Here is a 20,571-nt window from a genome sequence, read left to right as displayed (position 1 = left end):
GGGAATATGCGAATAAACTGTTAAAGTTATTCTTGATTTTGTCGATAGTAAAGATGTCGCTATTAAATCCACATTAATTTTATGAAAATTAATTTTATGAAAAAAATTATAACGCTAGTTACATTATCATTACTCATTTCCCAGACCAATGCGGGTATTAGGCAGTATAGTGCCGATATTGAAAGCTCTTCGTGGCAGCTAACCGATGACTCTCGGCTGCAATGTACGCTGTCACATCAAATTCCTCGTTACGGTAAAGCTAAATTTTATAGTTCAGCAAGCCGTAAAATGAATATGGAGTTTGAACTAGAAATGATGCGGCTGCCAGACAGTTACTCTTTAGCTGAAGTTCGCTCTGAAGCGCCCAATTGGCGACCCGGTGTTGCCGGCAGAGTGCTTGCAGATATGAAGCTACATAAACAGTTTTCTCCAAGTTTACCGAAGAAAATTGCTTGGAATATGCTTAATGAACTTGACCAAGGTATGAGCCCAACATTTTATTATAATGATTGGTATAGCGAGAGTGAAAAAATTACCGTTGGTTTATCAACCGCTCGTTTTCAAAAGGCCTATCAAGCTTTTGTCAGTTGTGTAAGTAACTTACTCGATTTTAATTTTGATGATATTTCTTATACGGTGCTTAATTACCAATTTGGCTCTGACAAGCTAACTAAAGCCTCGCAAAAACGTATGAATATGATCGTTGAATATTTAACGCTTGATTCTCAACTTGAGCTAGTATTAATTGACGGTTATTCAGATAGTTACGGTGGCCGAAATACTAACCTTAAAATGTCAGAACGTCGTGCAAATAAAGTACGTGACCTTATTGTAAGTAGCGGAATTGACGCGAGCAGAATTGAAGCCAATGGCTATGGCGAAAAACGTCATGTAGCTTCTAATGAAACGGTTATTGGCCGCAGTAAAAACCGTCGAGTTGTTATTCGTATGGAACAGCCTTAAAGGTTGGCTCAACTATCCTAATAGATATAATTAGCACTTGAAGAGGCCTGTAGATTCACTGTAATCTACAGGCCTCTTTTGTTTTGGATACATTTTATGAAATTTTCTATTCGTCTTGTCGCCATATTGTGTTGCGTTGTGCAACTCTCATGGGTTCAATCAGCTAGTGCACAAGTTAGCGATGCATTAACTTATGCAAATTATGATCAAGTAAAAATTAGTCACCTTTATTTGGATCTAGATGTCGATTTTGATAAAAAATCATTAAAAGGTTTTGCTGAGTTAAGCCTTGATTGGCTTAGTGATGATGTTGTAAATGTAATATTAGATACACGTGATTTAGAAATTGATCGTGTTATGGCTAAAAATACCAATAATCAGTGGGTAAAATTAAATTACACACTGGCTAAGCGTGATGATGTTATGGGATCAAAACTCACCATAAACACACCTTTTAAAACGCCTACACTTAGAGTGTATTATAACTCGTTACCTCAAGCTTCAGGCTTACAGTGGTTATCACCTGAGCAAACGGCCGGTAAAGACAAGCCCTTTATGTTTAGTCAAAGCCAAGCTATCCATGCTCGTTCATGGATACCCGTACAAGATACGCCAAGCGTGCGTATGACATACAATGCCCGCATAACAACCACAGATGATTTACTTGCTGTAATGAGTGCTGATAATGCACCTGATACATTGCGAGATGGCGATTATTCGTTTTCTATGCCACAAGCCATTCCAGCTTATTTAATTGCTATAGCGGTGGGCGATTTAGAATTTAAAGCCATGAGCAAGCAAACAGGTATTTATGCTGAGCAATATATCTTAGACAGAGCCGTTGCAGAGTTTGATGATACTCAATTGATGATCGATGAAACTGAAAAGCTATTTGGGGCTTATCGTTGGGGACGTTACGATTTATTAATATTACCGCCAAGCTTTCCTTTTGGTGGCATGGAAAACCCTCGTTTATCATTTATTACCCCAACGGTTGTTGCTGGTGATAAAAGTTTAGTTAACCTTATTGCTCACGAACTAGCTCATTCTTGGTCTGGTAATTTAGTCACGAATGAAAGCTGGCGCGATTTATGGTTAAACGAAGGTTTTACCAGTTATGTAGAAAACCGCATTATGGAAGCGGTATTTGGTGCTGATAGAGCCTTAATGGAACGCGCTTTGGATGCACAAAACTTAAGTTATGAAATTGCAGAGTTACCACCAGGTGATACGCAACTATATATCGACCTTCAAGGTCGTGACCCTGATGATGCTTTTTCGGGTGTACCTTATACTAAAGGGCAATTATTTTTAGTGTATTTAGAACAGAAATTTGGCAGAGATAAATTTGATACTTTTATCATGCAGTACTTCGACGACCATGCATTTCAAAGCTTAGGTACCAAGAGCTTTGTTACTTATTTAAAAGCTAATTTAACGCATAAATTCCCTAATGTTGTTAGCGATGTAGAGCTTAACGAGTGGATTTATGAGCAGGGTTTACCGGCTTACACGCCAAAACCTCGCTCAAATGCTTTTGTTAAAATTGATAATATTATTTCGAAATGGACTAGCGACCAACTTAAGCTAGCGCAAATACCAACAAAAAAATGGACATTGCATGAATGGCTTCACTTTATTAATAATTTGCCATTAAACATTTCTAACGAACGTATGAAAAGCTTAGATAAAGAGTTTAATCTAACTAATAGTACCAATGCTGAAGTTGCTCATGCATGGTATTTGCTTTCATTACGCTCTGGCTATGACGCGGTTTACCCAGCAATGGCAACTTACTTAGAATCGATTGGGCGTCGTAAACTCATTGTGCCTTTGTATAAAGAGCTTGCAACATCTGCCAAAGGAAAAACATGGGCACAAGCGGTTTATAAAAAAGCACGTCCAGGTTATCACCCGTTAGCACAGGGTACAGTAGACGCTATTTTATTAAAATAAGCGTTAGCCTAGCTCAACTTAGTCAGGTTTATTTAAACTTAAGTTGAGCCTTCAACAATATTATTAATTAACATTGTTGATAAAACTCAGACATAAAAAAACATCGCAATTAGCGATGTTTTTTTATGTCTGCAACCAACGGATAAAAGCGCTAATACTATGGAGCTATTAGCCGTTTATCGACGATAACATCCACTTGGCGCAATTTATTTTGTTGTGAAATAACCACACGTATTTGCTGTAAATCGTGTTGATAATTTAAGGTTAAACGACCACGTTTACGTTCGCGATCTATCGGTTCACCGTAACTTTTGTTGTAAAAATCTATCACGTTATCTTCGGTGTTAGTGGTGAAGTAGTTGATAACCGCGGGTGTTTGTTCATCAAACTTAGCAAATACGCGCGCGCCTTCAATAACAGGTATATTAACCTTCTCCGTCATACTTTTATCTGTATCAGTGGTTTCTGCGTTGATACTACAGCTGAACATAAGCAATAATAAAGTACGAGATAAAGTTAAACTCTTTGGTATAAAGCGTAATGCAGGCATTACCAGATCCTTTTAAGTTTTTGGGATTATATAAATAAACAAACTAACAATATATTGAGTGTGCACGTTGATGTTTTTACTGTCAAACTTTAGTAAAAATGTCCGCTTAGTTCAATGGTTACTATTTAAACGTGCGATCAAACAAGCAACAAATTATGGGTAAAGCTTATGCTAACTGTTTATTTGTTGCTAACATACTGATTATTATTTGATTTGCTATGCACGGTCAACAAATTCATTGCGGTAATGATCAACCCATAATGCCGTAGCACCACAAATAGCGACTGGCATCACGACTAAATTCACTAACGGGATCATTGAAAAAACCGCGGTGGTTATACCGAAGCTGTAACTTAATCCTTGACGTTGTTTCAAGGCTTGACGCATTCTAGTAAAGCTAATTTTGTGGTTATCAAACGGATAATCTTTATATTGCACTGCCATCATCCAAGCAAGAAATAGAAACCAAAGTATCTGTCCTACAACGGGTAAAATCCAATAAAGTAAAAAGAACCCCGCTGCACGTGGCAAATAATAACCCAGTTTACTCACCTCGCGACTTAGCGTTCTAGGAATATCTTTTACCACATCAAACGCACTACCTTCATGTAAGGGTTGATCTGTTAACAAGGCTTCTACTTTTTCTGAGAGCAGTCCATTAAAGGGGGCAGCTAACCAATTGGCGACAGAACTGAAGATAAATGAAAATACCACTAAAATAAATAATACTGCTAATGGCCAAATGAAATTGCTTAGCCATGAAAACGACTCACCTAACCAATCTTCTAGGGTCAACATGTAACTTTCTAGCTGTAAAAACATATAATAAAAAGCATAGCTAAACAGCACTAAATTTACCGATAATGGAATAAATACGAAGCGACGAATTCCAGGGGTACGGATCAACTCAAAGCCTTTGATAAAATATCCGGCACCACCGTTTGCTAAATGGGGTTTGCTATTATTGTTCATTGTTGTTTTATTAACCTAACTAATTGATATTCATAGCACGATTATAGGATCCTTAGCATGATATGAACAGTATTGTGATGTTACAAAATACATCAATGTCTGATACAGTGTCGATAGTTACTGATGTTTAATGTTAATTCTATTAGGTTACAAAATTTTAACCAATAGATACTGTGATTAGGTTTTTCGATTTAATGCGACTCAAGCATATAAAATTGGCAGGTTTTAAATCCTTTGTCGATCCCACCAAAGTCCCCTTTGAACAACAAATGACCGCAATTGTTGGGCCAAACGGTTGTGGAAAATCGAATATTATTGACGCCGTTCGTTGGGTATTAGGCGAAAGCTCAGCGAAAAATCTTCGCGGCGAAGCCATGACTGATGTTATTTTTAATGGTGCAGCCAGCAGAAAGCCTATTGGCCAAGCTAGCGTTGAACTTGTATTTGATAATACCCAAGGCCGCATTCAAGGTAACATGGCAGATCGTACTGAAGTCTCAGTACGCCGAGTGGTTAACCGTGAAAGTACTAATACCTATTTTTTAAATGGTACAAAGTGTCGACGACGCGATATTACCGATATTTTTTTAGGAACCGGTTTAGGTCCTCGCAGTTACGCTATTATCGAGCAAGGCACTATTTCTCGCTTAATTGAGTCCAAGCCGCAAGAATTACGCATATTTATCGAAGAAGCGGCTGGCATTTCAAAATATAAAGAACGTCGCAAAGAAACAGAAACCAGAATACGACATACCCGAGAAAACCTAGCTCGACTCAACGACATTCGCCTTGAGCTTGATTTACAAATTGATAAACTGCATCAACAAGCACAAGCAGCTAAACGCTTTCGTACACTAAAACAACAAGAACGAAAATATAAAGCTGAACTGGCCGTTTTACGCTGGCAAAAATTTGATCAACAACGTCAACAGCATCAAACACGTATAGTTGCACTTGAAAATAAAGTGGCAAGCCAAAATGCTGAGCAAAGTCAAAATGATGTTGTGATCATTGAACTAAAAGCAACCATGAATGCGTGTAATGATAATAACCAAACGTTGCATCAACAAAAGCTTAATGTCACCCAAGATATTGCTCGTGCAGAGCAGCAAGTTAAATACTTAAAAGAACAATCAGACAAAACTCAAACCGATAATGAACTTACTCAGCAACAATTACTAAATGCACAACAATTAATATTAGCTGAACAAGAACAATTAACGTTGTGCAATACACAACTGAATGAACAACAACCTGAGTTACAAACAATAGAAGCGGCTTTAGAAGCTTGTCAAAGTGAATTAACGCAACATCAAGCTCAACTAAAAGAGTTGCAAAGCCAATGGCAGCAAGAACAGAAAAAACGTAATGCGAACCAACAGCAAAAACAAACCTTGCAGGCTAACATTACTCAACAAGAAACCATTATCGAACAGGTTAAGCAGCAAGTAACTAATTTGCGCGAACAAATCGCCTTGCAACCTTTACTTGAAAATGGCGGAGAGCAAGCGTTACAACAACAGAAAAATAACGTTGTAGCCGCCTTATCAAAACTGAAAAATCTGCATAACGAGTTAGCCGAGAAAGAAACAAAGCTACAAAAAACATCAGTAGACTTAAACCAACAACTTGCGGTGATTTCAGCTCAACTTACAGTGAAATATCAAAAAATAACAGAGTTGCAGGTAAAGCTTAGCGATAAGTCTCCTTGGAGTGAAAAACAAGCCACATGGTTTAATCAGCAAAATATGACCGACTTTGTGACATTACAAAGTCAACTTGATGTAGAAGAAGGTTGGGAGCAAGCGACCGAAGTAGTGTTATCTCACTGGTTAGCTGGGCATGTGGTTAATGGTTTACCTAACGCGGATGCAGAAGGTAACTTAAGTGCGGAAAACTTGTGTTTTATTTACCAGAGCATAGAGCAAGCTATTGACCAAAGCTCTGAGCAAAATAGTGCGAATAATGGTCATAGTAATCCGGTGATAAAAACTAACACTTTAGCCAGTAAAGTCAGTGGAGTTAACGTTTTAACAACATACTTCAACGGTATTTTATTGGCAGAGAACTACCTTGAGGCCAAGCAAAAACTATCAAGTTTAGCGAGCCATGAAAGTGTCATTTGTCCGGATGGAACATGGTTACATCATCATATGTTAACCAAAGGGAAGCTTGAACAAGGCTATGATTATATTAGCTTACAGCGTCAGCTTGATACTGAGCAATTAGCGCTTGAACAGCTTATCAACAGTCAACAAAGCATTGAGCATAATCAAAAACAAATAACTGAAAAGCTAGCCTTATTAACGCTGGAAAAAAATGCTAATAGCGAAAATATCACGCTACAACAAACTAAGCTTAACGAATGCGATAATGCTATTTCACTAGAAGCTCAGGCGAATCAACAACAACAAAGTCAGCAATATAAATTAACTCAGGAAGTAGAAGCACTGCTCAAAAGTGAATTGTCGGCTAAGCAAAAGTTAACTGAATTTCAACGTCAATTAACTCAAGTATTCGATAACACTGCACCTAGCGTTGATGATTTCTCTCAACAACAAACCGAGTTGCAGCAAACAATAGAAGTAATACAAGCACGAAGCCAAACATTACATCAAAGCAGACATCAGCTGAGTTTAGTGGTTGAGCAGCTTAAAAGTCAGCGTTTGCAGCGCGAGCAGAGTATTCGCTCAAATCAAGAAAATGTTAATTTACTAACTCAAAGGTTAACCAGTAATAGCCAAGTTTTTACTGACAACAGCCAACCAATTCAAGAGTTTGAACTGCAATTGCCACAATGGCTTGATAATTTAACGGCCATTAATGAGAAATTGCAATTTAATCAAAAAACCTTGAATGACAGCCAAACACGTTTAGCTGAATTAGAAATACAACAAAAAACCAGTCAAAATAAAATCAGTGGTCTTAATGAGCAATTAGCACGCTTACAGCTAGACAGTGAAGGTTTTAAATTAAGGGCTGAAAGCGCCTTAGAGGTGTTAGCTGAACTACAACAAAGTATCGACAATGTGGTTGAGGCTATGCCTGAAAACGCTAAAGAGTCAATTTGGCAGGCGCATTTAATCAAGTTGGCTAAAGACATACAAATGTTAGGAGCAATAAATTTAGCCGCCATTGAAGAATACGAAACACAGTTTGAACGTAAAAGTTATCTTGACCAACAAGATCAAGACCTTAATAATGCAATAACTACGTTAGAAGCGGCCATAGCTAAAATTGATAAAGAAAGCCGTCATAAGTTTAAATTAACCTTTGATCAGGTTAATAAAGACCTACAGGTGCTATTTCCTAAGGTCTTTGGAGGAGGTCAAGCGTATTTAACGTTAACAGGTGAAGACTTACTGGAAACAGGAGTTACCATCATGGCTAGACCGCCAGGGAAAAAAAATAGCACAATTCATCTATTATCTGGTGGAGAAAAAGCGCTGACCGCATTATCATTAGTGTTCGCGATTTTTCGATTGAATCCTGCTCCATTTTGTTTACTTGATGAAGTGGATGCACCTTTAGATGATGCAAATGTCAGTCGTTTTTGTAATCTAGTGCGAGAAATGTCGCAAACAGTGCAATTTATATATATAAGTCATAACAAAATAGCTATGGAGATGGCGTCACATTTAACCGGAGTAACCATGTTTGAACCAGGTGTTTCACGTATGGTAGCGGTAGATATTGACGAAGCAATCGCCATGGCAGAAGTATAAGAATAGGTTAGGTAATGGAAGATAATTTCAGAAATACATTAATTATTATCAGTGCTATCGTGATAGCAGCCATTTTTATTCATGGTTACTGGACCATAAGAAAAAATAAAAATCCTTATAAATTGAAAGCTAAGGCGGAGCCAGTTGTGCCTCAGTCGCGCGGTTTCGATGGTTCTGGATTTGATCAAGATGGCGTAAGTAAACCTAAAGTGGTCGGTTCAAACGCTCAAGCAGATGGTGTTGTAAAATCTCATCAGGTTGAAAGCCATGCTGATTTCCACAGTGATGAACCTATGCCTAGCGCAATTCCTCCTCGAAATTTTGAAGACAAATTTCATGAACAAGGTGATAACTTTGGTGAGTTACTCAATGATACCGAAGCTGTACCTGAGCATTTAAAACAGCAAGCCTTATCAGATGCACCTAATTACGGCGAAGAGTTACTTTCTGAATCTGAGGTTGATCTTGAAGATAGTAAAGAAGTTATTGTTAAAAAACCGATATATTCTGAACCGGTTTATCAACAGCCTGTGACTCAAGCAAAGCCAGAAATACTAATAAATAAACCCGTTTCACGTAAAAAAAGCGTGCGTAAACCTGTTGTTAAACGCAACCAAATGGAAATTAACTTTGGTGATGAAGCAATAAAGGATATGCCGAGTATATCGGCGACCAATGAAAACAAAAAACCAGCGCCTGTTGAAATTGAGCCACAAGTTATCGTGTTATCTGTTGTCATGCCAGAAGGGCGAAGTATGTCGGGTGCTGCGTTATTACCCTCATTGTTGACCTTAGGCATGAAATACGGCGAAATGAATATATTTCACCGTCATCAAGATAACGCAGGTAACGGTAAAGTTACTTTTAGCTTAGCGAATATGATGAATCCAGGGACATTTAATTTAGATGATATCGAAAACTTTAGCACGCAAGGCATCACACTTTTTATGACCTTACCTAACCCTGGTGATGCTTTTGAAGTATTTGAGCAAATGTTAAATGCGGCAAAACAGCTTGCCGTAGAATTTCGTGGGCAATTACTAGATCACAAGCGCAGTGTAATGACCAAACAAACCGAGCAACATTATATTGGTCTAATTCGCGAGTTTGAGCGCAAAAGTCGTATCGGCTCACTTTAATATTCTTATCGCTAAAATTTATCGTCAATAATATAAGTTAAATAAAAATATATTGTTGACGGTAAAATATTCACCTTCAAAGTAAATAAATCTTATGTCTGAACAAACCGTTATTAATCGAATCACTGAAATTTGTCAGTTGATCAATCACTATAATCATCAATACTACGTGCTTGATGAACCTAGTGTGCCTGATGCAGAATACGACCGATTAATGCGTGAGTTAACAACATTAGAAACAGAGTATCCGCAGTTAAAAACTGTTGATTCGCCAAGTCAGAAGGTTGGAGGAGCAGCGCTAAAATCGTTCAGCCAAGTGACACACCAATTACCAATGCTGTCGCTAGATAACGTGTTTTCTGAACAAGAGTGGTTGGCATTTGTTAAACGTTTAGGCGATCGTCTAACTAAAAGCGGTGTGAAATCAACGCTCGATTTTGCTATTTGTGCAGAGCCAAAACTTGATGGTTTAGCGGTGAGTATACGCTATGAAAAAGGTGTTTTTGTACAAGCCGCAACCCGTGGTGATGGAACGGTTGGTGAAAATATCACTGAAAATGTTCGTACCATAAAGTCGATTCCATTACGTTTACAAGGCAGCAGTTTTCCTGATGTTTTAGAAGTGCGTGGTGAGGTTTTCATGCCCAAAGCGAGCTTTGAAGCGTTAAATAAGCAAGCAATTAAAAAAGGCGAAAAAGGTTTTGCTAACCCACGTAATGCTGCCGCTGGTAGTTTACGACAATTAGACTCTAAAATTACTGCAAAACGAAATTTAGCTTTTTACGCTTATGGCATTGGTTATGTTGGCGCATTAGCCGATATAGATAATACCTTAGCTGGCGAAGCTGAAAGTATTGACGAACGTTGGCTTGCTAATTCTCATCACCAACGCTTATGTCAAATAAAAGCATTGGGTCTACCTATGTGCCCTGAAGTTCGGTTATTGAACAATGCCACTGAGGTGGAAGCTTTTTATCAAGATATTTTACAACAACGTGAAGCATTAAGTTATGAAATTGACGGCACCGTATTTAAAGTTGACGACATTTCATTGCAACAAAAGCTTGGCTTTGTAGCACGAGCACCGCGTTGGGCCACGGCCTATAAATTTCCAGCTCAAGAAGAACTCACCATACTAGAATCGGTCGACTTTCAAGTGGGCAGAACAGGTGCAATTACGCCTGTGGCACGTTTAAAACCGATATTTGTTGGTGGGGTTACTGTGAGTAATGCTACGTTGCATAATCAAGACGAAATTGACCGTTTAGGCATACAAATAAACGACACGGTTATTATTCGTCGTGCGGGAGATGTTATTCCTCAAATTGTTAGCGTTGTACTTGAACGCCGCCCTGATAATGCCATCGCTATTGCTTTTCCAAGTGAGTGTCCAGTGTGTCAATCAGCTGTGTTAAAAGCTGAAGGTGAGGCTGTTTTACGTTGTACTGGCGGTTTATATTGTCAAGCCCAACGTAAAGAAGCAATAAAGCATTTCTCTTCTCGTAAAGCACTAGATGTTGACGGTTTAGGTGATAAATTAGTAGAACAATTAGTTGATGAAGGTTTAATTAAAACCCCAGCAGATTTATTCAAATTGACCGAACTTGATGTTAGTACCATGGAACGCATGGGACAAAAGTCAGCGACTAATTTAATTAAAGGACTAGAAGCGGCTAGAACTACAACGTTGGCAAAATTTGTTTATGCGTTAGGTATTAGAGAAGTCGGTGAAACAACGGCGGCCAACTTAGCGCAATATTTTCTGAACTTTGATGCAATTAAATCGGCAAACGCAGAGCAATTACAAAAAGTTCCTGACGTTGGTGTCATAGTTGCAAAAAACATTGTCAATTTTTTTGCTCAAGATCATAACGTTGAGGTAGTTGAAGAGCTTGAAAATATTATGTCTTGGCCTGATATTGAGCGTAAAAGTGATGATGAGTTACCCTTAAAAGATCAAACTTTTGTGTTAACAGGCACCTTAAGTAAAATGGGCCGAAATGAAGCCAAAGCTGTACTACAAGCGCTAGGGGCGAAAGTTTCAGGTAGCGTTTCTGCAAAAACAGATTATTTAGTGGCTGGTGAAAAAGCGGGCTCTAAATTAGTAAAAGCACAAGATCTTGGTGTCAGTGTTTTAACCGAAGATGAAATGATCACACTGCTAAGTAGCTAAGATAGAGAAACAGTTAAATAGCTAAGCGGATAAAAGCATAAATAAACAATACTATTGGCAAGGGGAGTAACACCGTAAATAGTATTGTTTCACACCACTCTATGGCTCGATAAAACTTAAACAAAGACACATTCTCCTCTCGAGTTGAAGGTAGCACCTGAAAGAAAAACATAAACGCAGCCACTATCAAGCTTTCAATCGCAATAAATAATATTAAGATCGCTAACCAAACTAATACACTCGGTGTTTTAAGTTGAATTTGTGTCTGTAAACCAATAAATAATATGAAGAAAAAACAACTCCACGCTAAAAGTTGCCATTTAAATCGGGCAAATGTAATGGCAATATAATTAAAAAGTTCTGGACTGATGGAAGAAAGCATTAAGTAAAGAATAACTCCTGCTGGATATTTTTTTAGTAAAGAAACATAAACGGGTGAAAACTCAGGTGAGGAGACAAAAGTTTATGTTTTTGTAAAGTTGAAAATATCAACGTACCTGAAGTATATCGATTAACGCGATGAAATGTCAGTGATAGGTTACTATTACAGAATAAAAATTAACTTAGGTGTATATGCTGATGTAAATTTTTTCGTGCAGACTTTCGACTGCTCTTGTCATAAAATAGTAGCATTAACTTGAAAGCACGAGTTTAAAAATATTAACTTAAGTGCATGAATTTGCATCACTCAATAAACTAGGTCATTGAATGAATATTAATTTTAAAATTACGGCTTTATCTGCGCTATTTGTAACGCTTAGTGCTACAAATATTGTGGCTACGGCAAGTGGATATATTGAACAACTTAACGCTGATAAAGAAACTGTCTCGGTTATATCAGAACATAAAAAATCGTTATTAATAAATAACGATATGACTAAAAATGTTGATACTGAAGTAAAGCATAAACAACTTACACAACAACAAAAATCGACACCATTAGCTAGAGCACTGGCGCAGTCGGATAATAAACTGACAGAAAAATCGTTTTACGAAGACAGAACCCTAAACCTTGAGATTAGTGAGCTTAGAGATAACAGCGGTTTAGTTTATTTAGGCGGTAAAGTTTCAGATGCTGAGTTAAGCGGCTATTTAGAGCAATTGAAAGCTGAGTTAGGTGAAGAACAATTTGCTATATATCGACAGCACCAAGCGGCACGTGATCATCAATCTTTCCATGTTACTTTAATAAACCCTTACGAATATCAAACCATTGATAAAGCTAAATTAGCACCAAAGACACAATTTCGTGTTATTTTACATGGCTTAGGACGAGTCGAAAAAGACGAGAAAAAGAGCTACTTTGTTGTTGCCTCTTCACCTGATGGACAATTTATTCGTCAAAACTTATTGTTAAAAAATAAAGACTTCCATGTTACTTTAGGTTTTTATCCAGAAGACATTTTTGGCGTGAGTAAAGGTCGAGACACGCTAATTAACAAATAAATTTCATTACTTTTAAATTATAAAATTGTGACACATTTGTGATAACTCTGTGAAAGTTTAGCAATGTTTGCTTTGCATACTAAGTGCGTAATCATTTAGTCATCAAGGGAAACTTATGAAACTTATTAAAACTGCATCTGCTATTGCACTGGCCTGTTCAAGCTCGGTGCTAATGGCACAAACTATTGATATTCAAATTACCAACCTCACACATGCTCAACACTTTACGCCACGTTTAGTGATAGCGCATGACAATACAGTTGACGCTTTTGAACCTGGTGTTGAAGCAACATCTGCTTTAGCTTGGCTTGCCGAAGCTGGCGTGATTGATGATGCTCAAAATGCTGCATCTTCAGGGCAGAACTTTGAAGCGCTTTTAGGCCCAACTGATACTGATAATAGTTCAAATACTTGGCATCGTATTGATGGTTTAAGCGCACCATCAACCACTGAAAACTATACCTTTGATACCATGGATAAAACGCATCTTTCTATTTTAGCCATGTTAATACCAACCAATGATGCCTTCGCTGGCTTAGACAGCATTAAAATACCTACTACACCTGGCACTTATACTTATATGGTAAACGCCTATGACGCAGGTACAGAATTAAATGACGAATTAAATAGCACGCGAACAGATATTGTAGCGCAGGGCGGTACACCATTAGGTGGCTATGGCGCACCAGGTGTTGCGGGTGCAGGTGCATCTCCAGTGCCATTAGGTGTTGGTGGTATGGGTGTTGCGGCCAAGGTAGGTTTTGCAGAAGATGGTAGTGCCATTGGTGCTAACGAAGTGGTAGATGGTACAGACGGCCCAGTACATATTCATAGAAATGTTTTAGGTGATACCAGCCTTACTGATGGCGCTAGTGATTTAGTGTCAACTGAACACCGCTGGTTAAACCCTGTTGCACGCGTAACTATTACTATCCCAGCCTCTTAATTTAGGGAGAATTGATCATGAATATGAACAAACTAACGTTAGCTTTGCTGCCTTTAATTGCAGTTTTAGCAACTGGTTGTGGTGGCGATGATGGCGAAAGCGGCGCTACAGGTCCTGCAGGTAGTGCTGGTGTTGATGGTACAAATGGTACCGATGGCACAAATGGCTCTGACGGCACTAATGGAAACCTTGCCGTTTTCACTGTACAGGTCACTAATTTAACTTATGCTCAACCATTTTCACCGGCGGCTGTAGTGTTACATGAGTCTGGTTTTAATACTTTTATCGATGGCGAAATGGCCAGTCTAGGTTTAGAACAGCTGGCAGAAGGTGGCGACCCATCAGGGTTAATATCAGAAGCTTTAGCTGCGACTCAGTATTTAGATGCTGTAACAACCCCTGGTGCTACATCGCCTAAATCTATCGGTGCAATGTCGACACTTTTAGTGCCGCTTTTAGATGTTGACGACTTACGCATTAGTTTTACCACTATGCTAGTTAATACTAACGACGCCTTTACGGGACTAAATGCTGCAGACATTAGTAATATGACAGTGGGTCAAACTATGAGCTTTATGGCACCGACTTGGGATGCTGGTACCGAAGCAAATACCGAAACAGCTGACACAATGCCAGGGCCAGCAGCCGGTGCGGCAGGCGGTGGTGGAGCCAGTGCAGGTTTTAATGCTGAACGTGATGATCTTTTTGATAGTGTTCATTTTCATCGTGGTGTTATTACTAACGAGAATGCAGCTGATGAGAGTAAAGAAGGTTTAAGTACCTCGGTACTTACCGAAGCTGATCGTTGGGACAATCCAACCGCGCGTATTGTTGTAACTCGAACACGATAATGAGTAGGGCGTTTTTAAACGCCCTCAGATTTTAAATTATTGATGTCATTGTTATTGAGTTTAAATAACTCGCTTTATTAATAAAATCACGAAAGTATTTCTGTGCTGGCAAGTTCTTATGTAAAAGGCACAGAAATATATCGAATTTTATTTGTAAGACAAAAATCTTTTACATAATTAAAAAATTCTTTACATACCTATTGGAGTTAATTCAGTCTGTGCTAAGTTCTTGTGAAAAAAACATAATAACGGAGCAGAACATGGATACCATTTTGGTAGTTGAAGATGATCAAGACATTGCAGATTTAATCAGCTTAAACCTGCAAGAAATTGGTTTAACCGTTGAGCATTGTTTATCTGGCGAAGTAGCGTTAGAGAAGCTAGCAAATAATCAATATGATCTTGTCATGCTTGATGTCATGTTGCCGGGCATATCAGGCTTAGATGTTTGTCGGCAATTACGTGAACAAAAACCCGAGCAAGTCATTCTAATGGTAACTTCAAGAAACAGTGAAATTGATCGTGTACTTGGCCTTGAGCTAGGCGCTGATGATTATATGACGAAGCCATTTAGTGTTCGTGAATTGCAAGCTAGAGTGCGCAGTCAATTGCGGAGAGTACATTTGTTATCAAAAATTAGCCAACAACAAATAGAAAAGCAATCGCCAGAACAGTATTTGACCTTAGGAGTACTGAAGATAGACTGTGTTTCTCATTTAGTTACATTAAATGGCAATAATGTTGAATTGACATCAACCGAATTTGACTTGCTTTTTTACTTAGCTTCTCACCCAGACCAAGTATTTTCTCGTGAACAATTACTAAGCTCAGTTTGGGGATATCACCATAGCGGTTACGAGCATACGGTAAATTCACACATTAATCGATTACGTAATAAAGTTGAAACTAATGCCACTAAACCTGCAATTGTACAAACTGTATGGGGTGTAGGATATAAACTTTGTCGTCATGGTGTTGCAGCGTGAGATTATCACTTTACCACAGACTATCGTTGTCACTGTTAGTGGTATTTATTGTCATTATTAGTGTGTTTTTTGTTTGGGCAGAAAATTTAGAGCAAACAACACGCTATGAGTCAGAACAAAACTTACATCTATCACTTGCCGCTAATTTAGCTCGTGATAACCCGCTGTTACAGGAAGGGGCTTATGACCATCAAGCCTTAAAAAACCTTTTTCACACCTTAATGGTATTAGGGCCCGCATTTGAATTTTATTTTATTGACCCTAATGGCGTTATTTTAACTCATTCAATTACACCGTCATTAATTAAACGCGATCGTATTGATCTAAAACCATTAATTCAGCTAACACAAAATGAGATCAGCTTACCTATTTATGGTGATGATCCACAGCATGAGAGCCGTGAAAAAATATTCTCAGCAGCCCCTGTTTTTAATGGTAGCCAGTTAATTGGCTATCTGTATGTTATTGTCACCGGAGAGCGTTATGAGTCTGCTTATAACCGTGTAGACTCTGACCGACAAGCTGAACTTTCTATGGTTATGCTGGTGGGAGCATTGGTATTTCTTTTCATTGTTATGCTGGGCATTTTTTACTACTTTACTCGACCACTTCGTCGCCTTAACCATGATATTCAGTTATTAAAAAATGCAGGCTTTGATAAATCATCGCTAAAGTTAACCTCGTGGATGCCTAATAGCAGTAATGAAGTACATCAATTGGGCGTGGCTTTTGAAGAAATGGTTAATCAACTCAATGAGCAATTAAACCTTTTACAACAAAGTGATGTGAAACGAAGAGAGTTGTTAGCTGATATTTCTCATGACTTACGAACCCCCTTGTCATCATTACAAGGTTATATTGAAATGATCGCCCATAAAGGCAATGAGTTAACGGCTGAGGTACGAGAAAAGCACATTAATACCGTACTAAAAAATACCCTACAGTTGAAGTTACTCATTGATCAAATATTTGAGCTTACACACCTTGAAGGTGGTCAAGTTACCTTAAACTTTGAAACATTTAATCTAGCCGAATTGCTCTACGATATTATGGCAAAGTTTAATTTGCAGACCAACGCAAAGCACATCGATATTTCAGTAAAACCCAACAGTTCTTATACTCAAGTTTATAGTGATATTGCTAAACTTGAACGAGTGATCAGTAATTTATTAGAAAACGCTATTCGCCATACTCAAGAGAGAGGAAAAATTGAGTTAATTATCGAAGAGTTAAATGAAAATCAATGTAGCCTTACAATTTCTGACAACGGAACGGGTATAAAAGCAGAAGAGCTATCGTATATTTTTGACACCCGTTATCGCGCAAGTAACGCCATACAAGATAAAAATAAACATACGGGCTTAGGGTTAGCTATTACTAAAAAGTTATTAGAATTATTGAAATCTGATATCAAAGTAAAAAGCACCTTAGGCAAAGGTACTGCGTTTTCGTTTAACTTAAGACGAGTAATACCAATAGAAGAAATTAAGTAACTAAATAAGTAGGTCAATTGATATAGCTTGCACTGACCTTAACGCTTTGAGTCTTTAAGACTGTAATTTTATTATTTTGTCGTTAAAAAATCAGAAAAAAATTCATTGTGCATAAATATAAACAGCAACAGCGATACAAATATATTCGATAGTGAGTTCATATTAGCCGCTCGGTTGAACTCTTACCGCTCATCACTAGACCTTAATCCAATAAATAATAGATATTTAACTTTTCATTACTTAGAATAAGCTATTAACGTATTTATTTTAAAGTAAATTTTTTTAGGAGAGCAGATGAAAATTAAATTGGCGATATGTTTAGCAATAATCACCTTAACCGGTTGTACCAAATCTTCAACAGGTCGTTCGCAGTTAATGATGATGTCTGCAGACGAACTCAATAAAATGGGTAGCGCATCTTTTGAAGAAATGAAAACCAAAGAAAAAATAAGCCAGTCACCTGAAATCAACCGCTATGTGCAATGTGTTGCTAACGCTATTACTGTCAATGTACCAAAGTCTGCACATGACGGCGCGTGGGAAGTGGTGGTATTTGACTCCGAACAAGTTAATGCCTTTGCATTACCCGGTGGAAAAATTGGCGTTTATACTGGCATATTAAAAGTAGCTGAGAACCAAGATCAATTAGGCGCTATTATTGGTCATGAAGTGGGTCATGTTATTGAGCAACACTCGAACGAGCGTTTATCATCAAGTCAAGTGAGCCAAATGGGCCTTTCTATTGTCAGTGTAGTGCTTGAAAGCCAGAATGTAGAAAGTCGAAATATGATGATGGCAGGTTTAGGTTTAGGCGTGCAGTATGGGGTATTGATGCCATATGGTCGTAGCCATGAAAGTGAAGCAGATATTGTCGGCCAAGATTTAATGGCTAAATCTGGTTTCGATCCTAAAGGTAGTATTAAACTTTGGCAAAATATGGCTAAAATCTCAGCAGGTTCGCCACCTGAATTTATGTCGACTCATCCATCAAATGAAACGCGTATAAAGCAGTTAACTGAACATTTGCCGAAATCACTGCCTATTTTTAAAAAATCAACACCGCCTAATTGTGTTAAACCCACTATTTAGCATTACGTTGTAATGTTTAATCGCTTGGTATTTTGATTAGTTAACGTTGAATAAACTAACTTCTTATTGAAAGAAAAAGCCCGTTAATTCGGGCTTTTTGTTGTTAAGTGTAGGAAGAATTAAAAGAGATAAAGGTTATTTTCTGGTAATTCGCCAAAAAGCAAAACTAGCCACGAAAAATAAAATCATAGGGTAGTAGGCATTTGCCACTACGTCTAAAGGGGATATTTTTAAAGTCGCGCCAAGCAGCAAAGCTTGTGCTCCATAGGGTAATAAACCTTGGTTGATACAAGCAAAAATATCTAACATGCTGGCGGAGTGAGCAGGGCTGAGCTCTCCATCTTGTGCTAAGCCTTTAGCCGTTTCACCAGTAACAATAATAGAGACGGTATTATTGGCAGTAAAAAAGTTACAACAAAAAGCTAAAGCGCCTATACCAATGCCTGCGGCACGCTTTTTGTTATGAGGACTAACCTTTAGGGTTAACCGTTCAATACTTGCTGTTAGGGCACTTAATCCGCCTTGGCGTTTAATTAGCTCACTTAAGCCGCCAATAAATAACGACAAAATAAAGATGTCTTGCATGCTGGCAAAACCTTTATTGATATCGCTTACCCATGTTGCTAATTGATAGTCATTGTTCAACATGCCAATAACGGCTGCCAACACTATTCCGATGATCAGCACCATAAAGACATTCATACCTGAAAGTGCCAGTGCCAGAATAACGATATAAGGCAAAAAACCGATAACGTCGAGTTCTTGGCTAGCTACATGGCTTATTGTAACGCCATTAGCTGCGAGTAGTGCTAAACAAATGAGTGCGGCAGGAACAGCGAATTTAAAATTAACTCGAAACTTATCTTTCATTTGCGCGCCTTGGCTTCGCGTCGACGCTATGGTGGTGTCAGAAATTATCGATAAGTTATCACCAAAAATAGCACCCGAGATAATACAGCCGGCAATCAAGCTAGCATCAATATCGGCAGACTCTACAAATCCTAAGGCAATCGGTGCAATAGCGGCAATGGTGCCCATTGAGGTTCCCATGGCTGTAGCAAGAAATGCCGCGACTAAAAATAAACCAGGCAAGAGAAAATAATCAGGAAAAAGTGACAATCCTAATTGTACGCTAGCATCTACACTGCCTGTTGCTTTAGCAACCGCCGCAAATGCGCCAGCGAGCAAATAGATAATACACATGGTTATAATATTTTGGTGCCCAGCCCCCGCTATAAATTGATTGATTTGCTCGTTGACTGTTTCTTTGCCCATATAAATAGCCAGTAATATGGCTGGAATAATGGCAATACTGGCGGGGAGTTGGTAAAAGGCAAAATCAGCCCCTTGGAGCGTTAGTACTATACCCGTTCCAAGAAATATCCCCAGGAAAGCACCAAAAGGTATGAGGCTTTTCAAGCTAGGCGCTGAACTGCTTTTGTTTGATGAGTTTGATGCTGGTATTGGCGAATTATTGTTGGTCATTAATCAAATCTTTTCAGTTATTGTTTTTATTCAAAGTAAACAATAACTTTTTCTCAAGGAATGTCTATGTTGGATTGCATTATATGACGTTTAAATTGCTTGTCAATCTAGACGTCTAGAAGTTTAAATTTGATAATTCATTAGTGATGAGATATTTTTTTTATTTATGCTTTATTTGTATTCGAGCTTTAATGGTAATTTTTATAGCTAACTTAACTATATTGAAACTTGCAGATTTTTGTCTTTGAACAAAGTGATTATTAAAAAGTAATAAATTATTATATATTTATTTTCTATAGGTTATTACCAATATTACAAAGTAACCAATAGCCTTTTTACTTGTTTATTCATTTTTAATGTCACTTTAAGTACGCTATATTTTATGTGCTTATTTGATGGTGGCTCTGTTTTTTATTTTGTTAGTGGTTGTATTTACTATTTAATTTTTACGGTCTTTAGGGCGTGTGTTGTTAAGTGAATACTGTGTTTTATTGTTGTTTAAAATATCACCACGTAACCTGTGTTAACTTTTTGTATTACCAAAATTCATATGCCTTTAATCGTTATTGGTAATGTTGGATTGTAATGTAAATGTAACCAATGTATAAGTAATCCCTAGATTGAAAACTTTTGTATATATTCACATTATTGATATAGCGGCTGGTAGGGTTAGATTTGAAATAGAGCAGGTCAATTTACTGAGCTCATTTATGCTAAATAAATAATCAAATCAACAATATTAGTTCTTCAATAGAAGTTCTATAATAAATACAATGGACATAAAAAGCATAACGACA

15 protein-coding genes are annotated in these 20,571 nt (G+C 37.9%); 11 read left to right on the top strand and 4 right to left on the bottom strand.

All coding sequences use genetic code 11. The features are described from left to right. Positions 1–96: 96 nt before the first annotated feature. Together DBO93_RS12190 and DBO93_RS12185 are read left to right on the top strand one after the other, a co-directional pair. A complete protein-coding gene (locus DBO93_RS12190; RefSeq protein ID WP_108457830.1) occupies positions 97–963 on the top strand; it encodes an OmpA family protein in 867 nt (288 codons plus the stop codon). A 96-nt stretch (positions 964–1,059) separates the two neighbouring features. Beyond that, positions 1,060–2,919 (top strand): M1 family metallopeptidase, encoded by a 1,860-nt coding sequence (locus DBO93_RS12185; RefSeq protein ID WP_108456594.1) that lies wholly within the window; start codon positions 1,060–1,062, stop codon positions 2,917–2,919. Between the two features lie 157 nt (positions 2,920–3,076). On the opposite strand, the gene DBO93_RS12180 is transcribed toward DBO93_RS12185, so the two are convergent. Both DBO93_RS12180 and cysZ read right to left on the bottom strand, forming a co-directional pair. Further along, positions 3,077–3,469 carry a hypothetical protein gene (locus DBO93_RS12180; protein WP_108456593.1) on the bottom strand — a complete coding sequence of 131 codons (393 nt, stop codon included), beginning with the start codon at positions 3,467–3,469 and terminating at the stop codon, positions 3,077–3,079. Between the two features lie 216 nt (positions 3,470–3,685). Continuing rightward, positions 3,686–4,441, bottom strand: a complete 756-nt coding sequence (gene cysZ, locus DBO93_RS12175) for a sulfate transporter CysZ (RefSeq protein WP_108456592.1) — start codon at positions 4,439–4,441, stop codon at positions 3,686–3,688. Between the two features lie 194 nt (positions 4,442–4,635). On the opposite strand from cysZ, the gene smc reads away from it, so the two are divergent. The 3 genes from smc (at position 4,636) to ligA (ending at position 11,478) form a co-directional block, all read left to right on the top strand. Beyond that, a complete protein-coding gene (gene smc / locus DBO93_RS12170; protein ID WP_108456591.1) occupies positions 4,636–8,166 on the top strand; it encodes a chromosome segregation protein SMC in 3,531 nt (1,176 codons plus the stop codon). Between the two features lie 14 nt (positions 8,167–8,180). Then, the gene (gene zipA, locus DBO93_RS12165) at positions 8,181–9,305 is read left to right on the top strand and encodes a cell division protein ZipA (protein ID WP_108456590.1); all 1,125 of its coding nucleotides are present in this window, start codon (positions 8,181–8,183) and stop codon (positions 9,303–9,305) included. A 94-nt stretch (positions 9,306–9,399) separates the two neighbouring features. Beyond that, positions 9,400–11,478: an NAD-dependent DNA ligase LigA gene (ligA, locus tag DBO93_RS12160; RefSeq protein WP_108456589.1), complete on the top strand. Its 2,079-nt coding sequence runs from the start codon at positions 9,400–9,402 to the stop codon at positions 11,476–11,478. Positions 11,479–11,491: 13 nt separating this feature from the next. Here the strand turns inward: ligA and DBO93_RS12155 are convergent, their stop codons facing one another. Continuing rightward, positions 11,492–11,860 carry a hypothetical protein gene (locus DBO93_RS12155; protein ID WP_108456588.1) on the bottom strand — a complete coding sequence of 123 codons (369 nt, stop codon included), beginning with the start codon at positions 11,858–11,860 and terminating at the stop codon, positions 11,492–11,494. 326 nt (positions 11,861–12,186) lie between these two features. Between DBO93_RS12155 and DBO93_RS12150 the strand changes: the two genes are divergently transcribed. The 6 genes from DBO93_RS12150 to DBO93_RS12125 all read left to right on the top strand — a co-directional run bounded on the left by DBO93_RS12150 (position 12,187) and on the right by DBO93_RS12125 (position 18,289). After that, a complete protein-coding gene (locus DBO93_RS12150; protein ID WP_108456587.1) occupies positions 12,187–12,924 on the top strand; it encodes a hypothetical protein in 738 nt (245 codons plus the stop codon). A gap of 115 nt (positions 12,925–13,039) precedes the next feature. After that, the gene (locus DBO93_RS12145; protein ID WP_108456586.1) at positions 13,040–13,870 is read left to right on the top strand and encodes a spondin domain-containing protein; all 831 of its coding nucleotides are present in this window, start codon (positions 13,040–13,042) and stop codon (positions 13,868–13,870) included. Between the two features lie 17 nt (positions 13,871–13,887). Beyond that, entirely contained in the window at positions 13,888–14,721 is an 834-nt protein-coding gene (locus DBO93_RS12140; protein WP_108456585.1) for a spondin domain-containing protein, read from the top strand. 260 nt (positions 14,722–14,981) lie between these two features. Further along, positions 14,982–15,707, top strand: coding sequence for a response regulator transcription factor (locus DBO93_RS12135; protein WP_108456584.1), 726 nt, complete (start codon positions 14,982–14,984; stop codon positions 15,705–15,707). Continuing rightward, on the top strand, positions 15,704–17,200 hold the full coding sequence (locus tag DBO93_RS12130; RefSeq protein WP_108456583.1) for a HAMP domain-containing sensor histidine kinase: 1,497 nt from the start codon (positions 15,704–15,706) through the stop codon (positions 17,198–17,200). Before DBO93_RS12135 ends, DBO93_RS12130 begins: the two co-directional genes overlap by 4 nt. A gap of 294 nt (positions 17,201–17,494) precedes the next feature. Then, entirely contained in the window at positions 17,495–18,289 is a 795-nt protein-coding gene (locus DBO93_RS12125; RefSeq protein WP_108456582.1) for a M48 family metallopeptidase, read from the top strand. A gap of 135 nt (positions 18,290–18,424) precedes the next feature. On the opposite strand, the gene DBO93_RS12120 is transcribed toward DBO93_RS12125, so the two are convergent. Then, entirely contained in the window at positions 18,425–19,774 is a 1,350-nt protein-coding gene (locus tag DBO93_RS12120) for a Na+/H+ antiporter NhaC family protein (protein ID WP_108456581.1), read from the bottom strand. Between the last annotated feature and the right edge of the window lie 797 nt (positions 19,775–20,571).

It is taken from the genome of Colwellia sp. Arc7-D (genome assembly GCF_003061515.1).
GTDB lineage: Bacteria > Pseudomonadota > Gammaproteobacteria > Enterobacterales > Alteromonadaceae > Cognaticolwellia.
The sequence above is the reverse complement of the archived record's forward strand: the minus strand, read 5'-3'. Positions and strand labels throughout refer to the sequence as shown.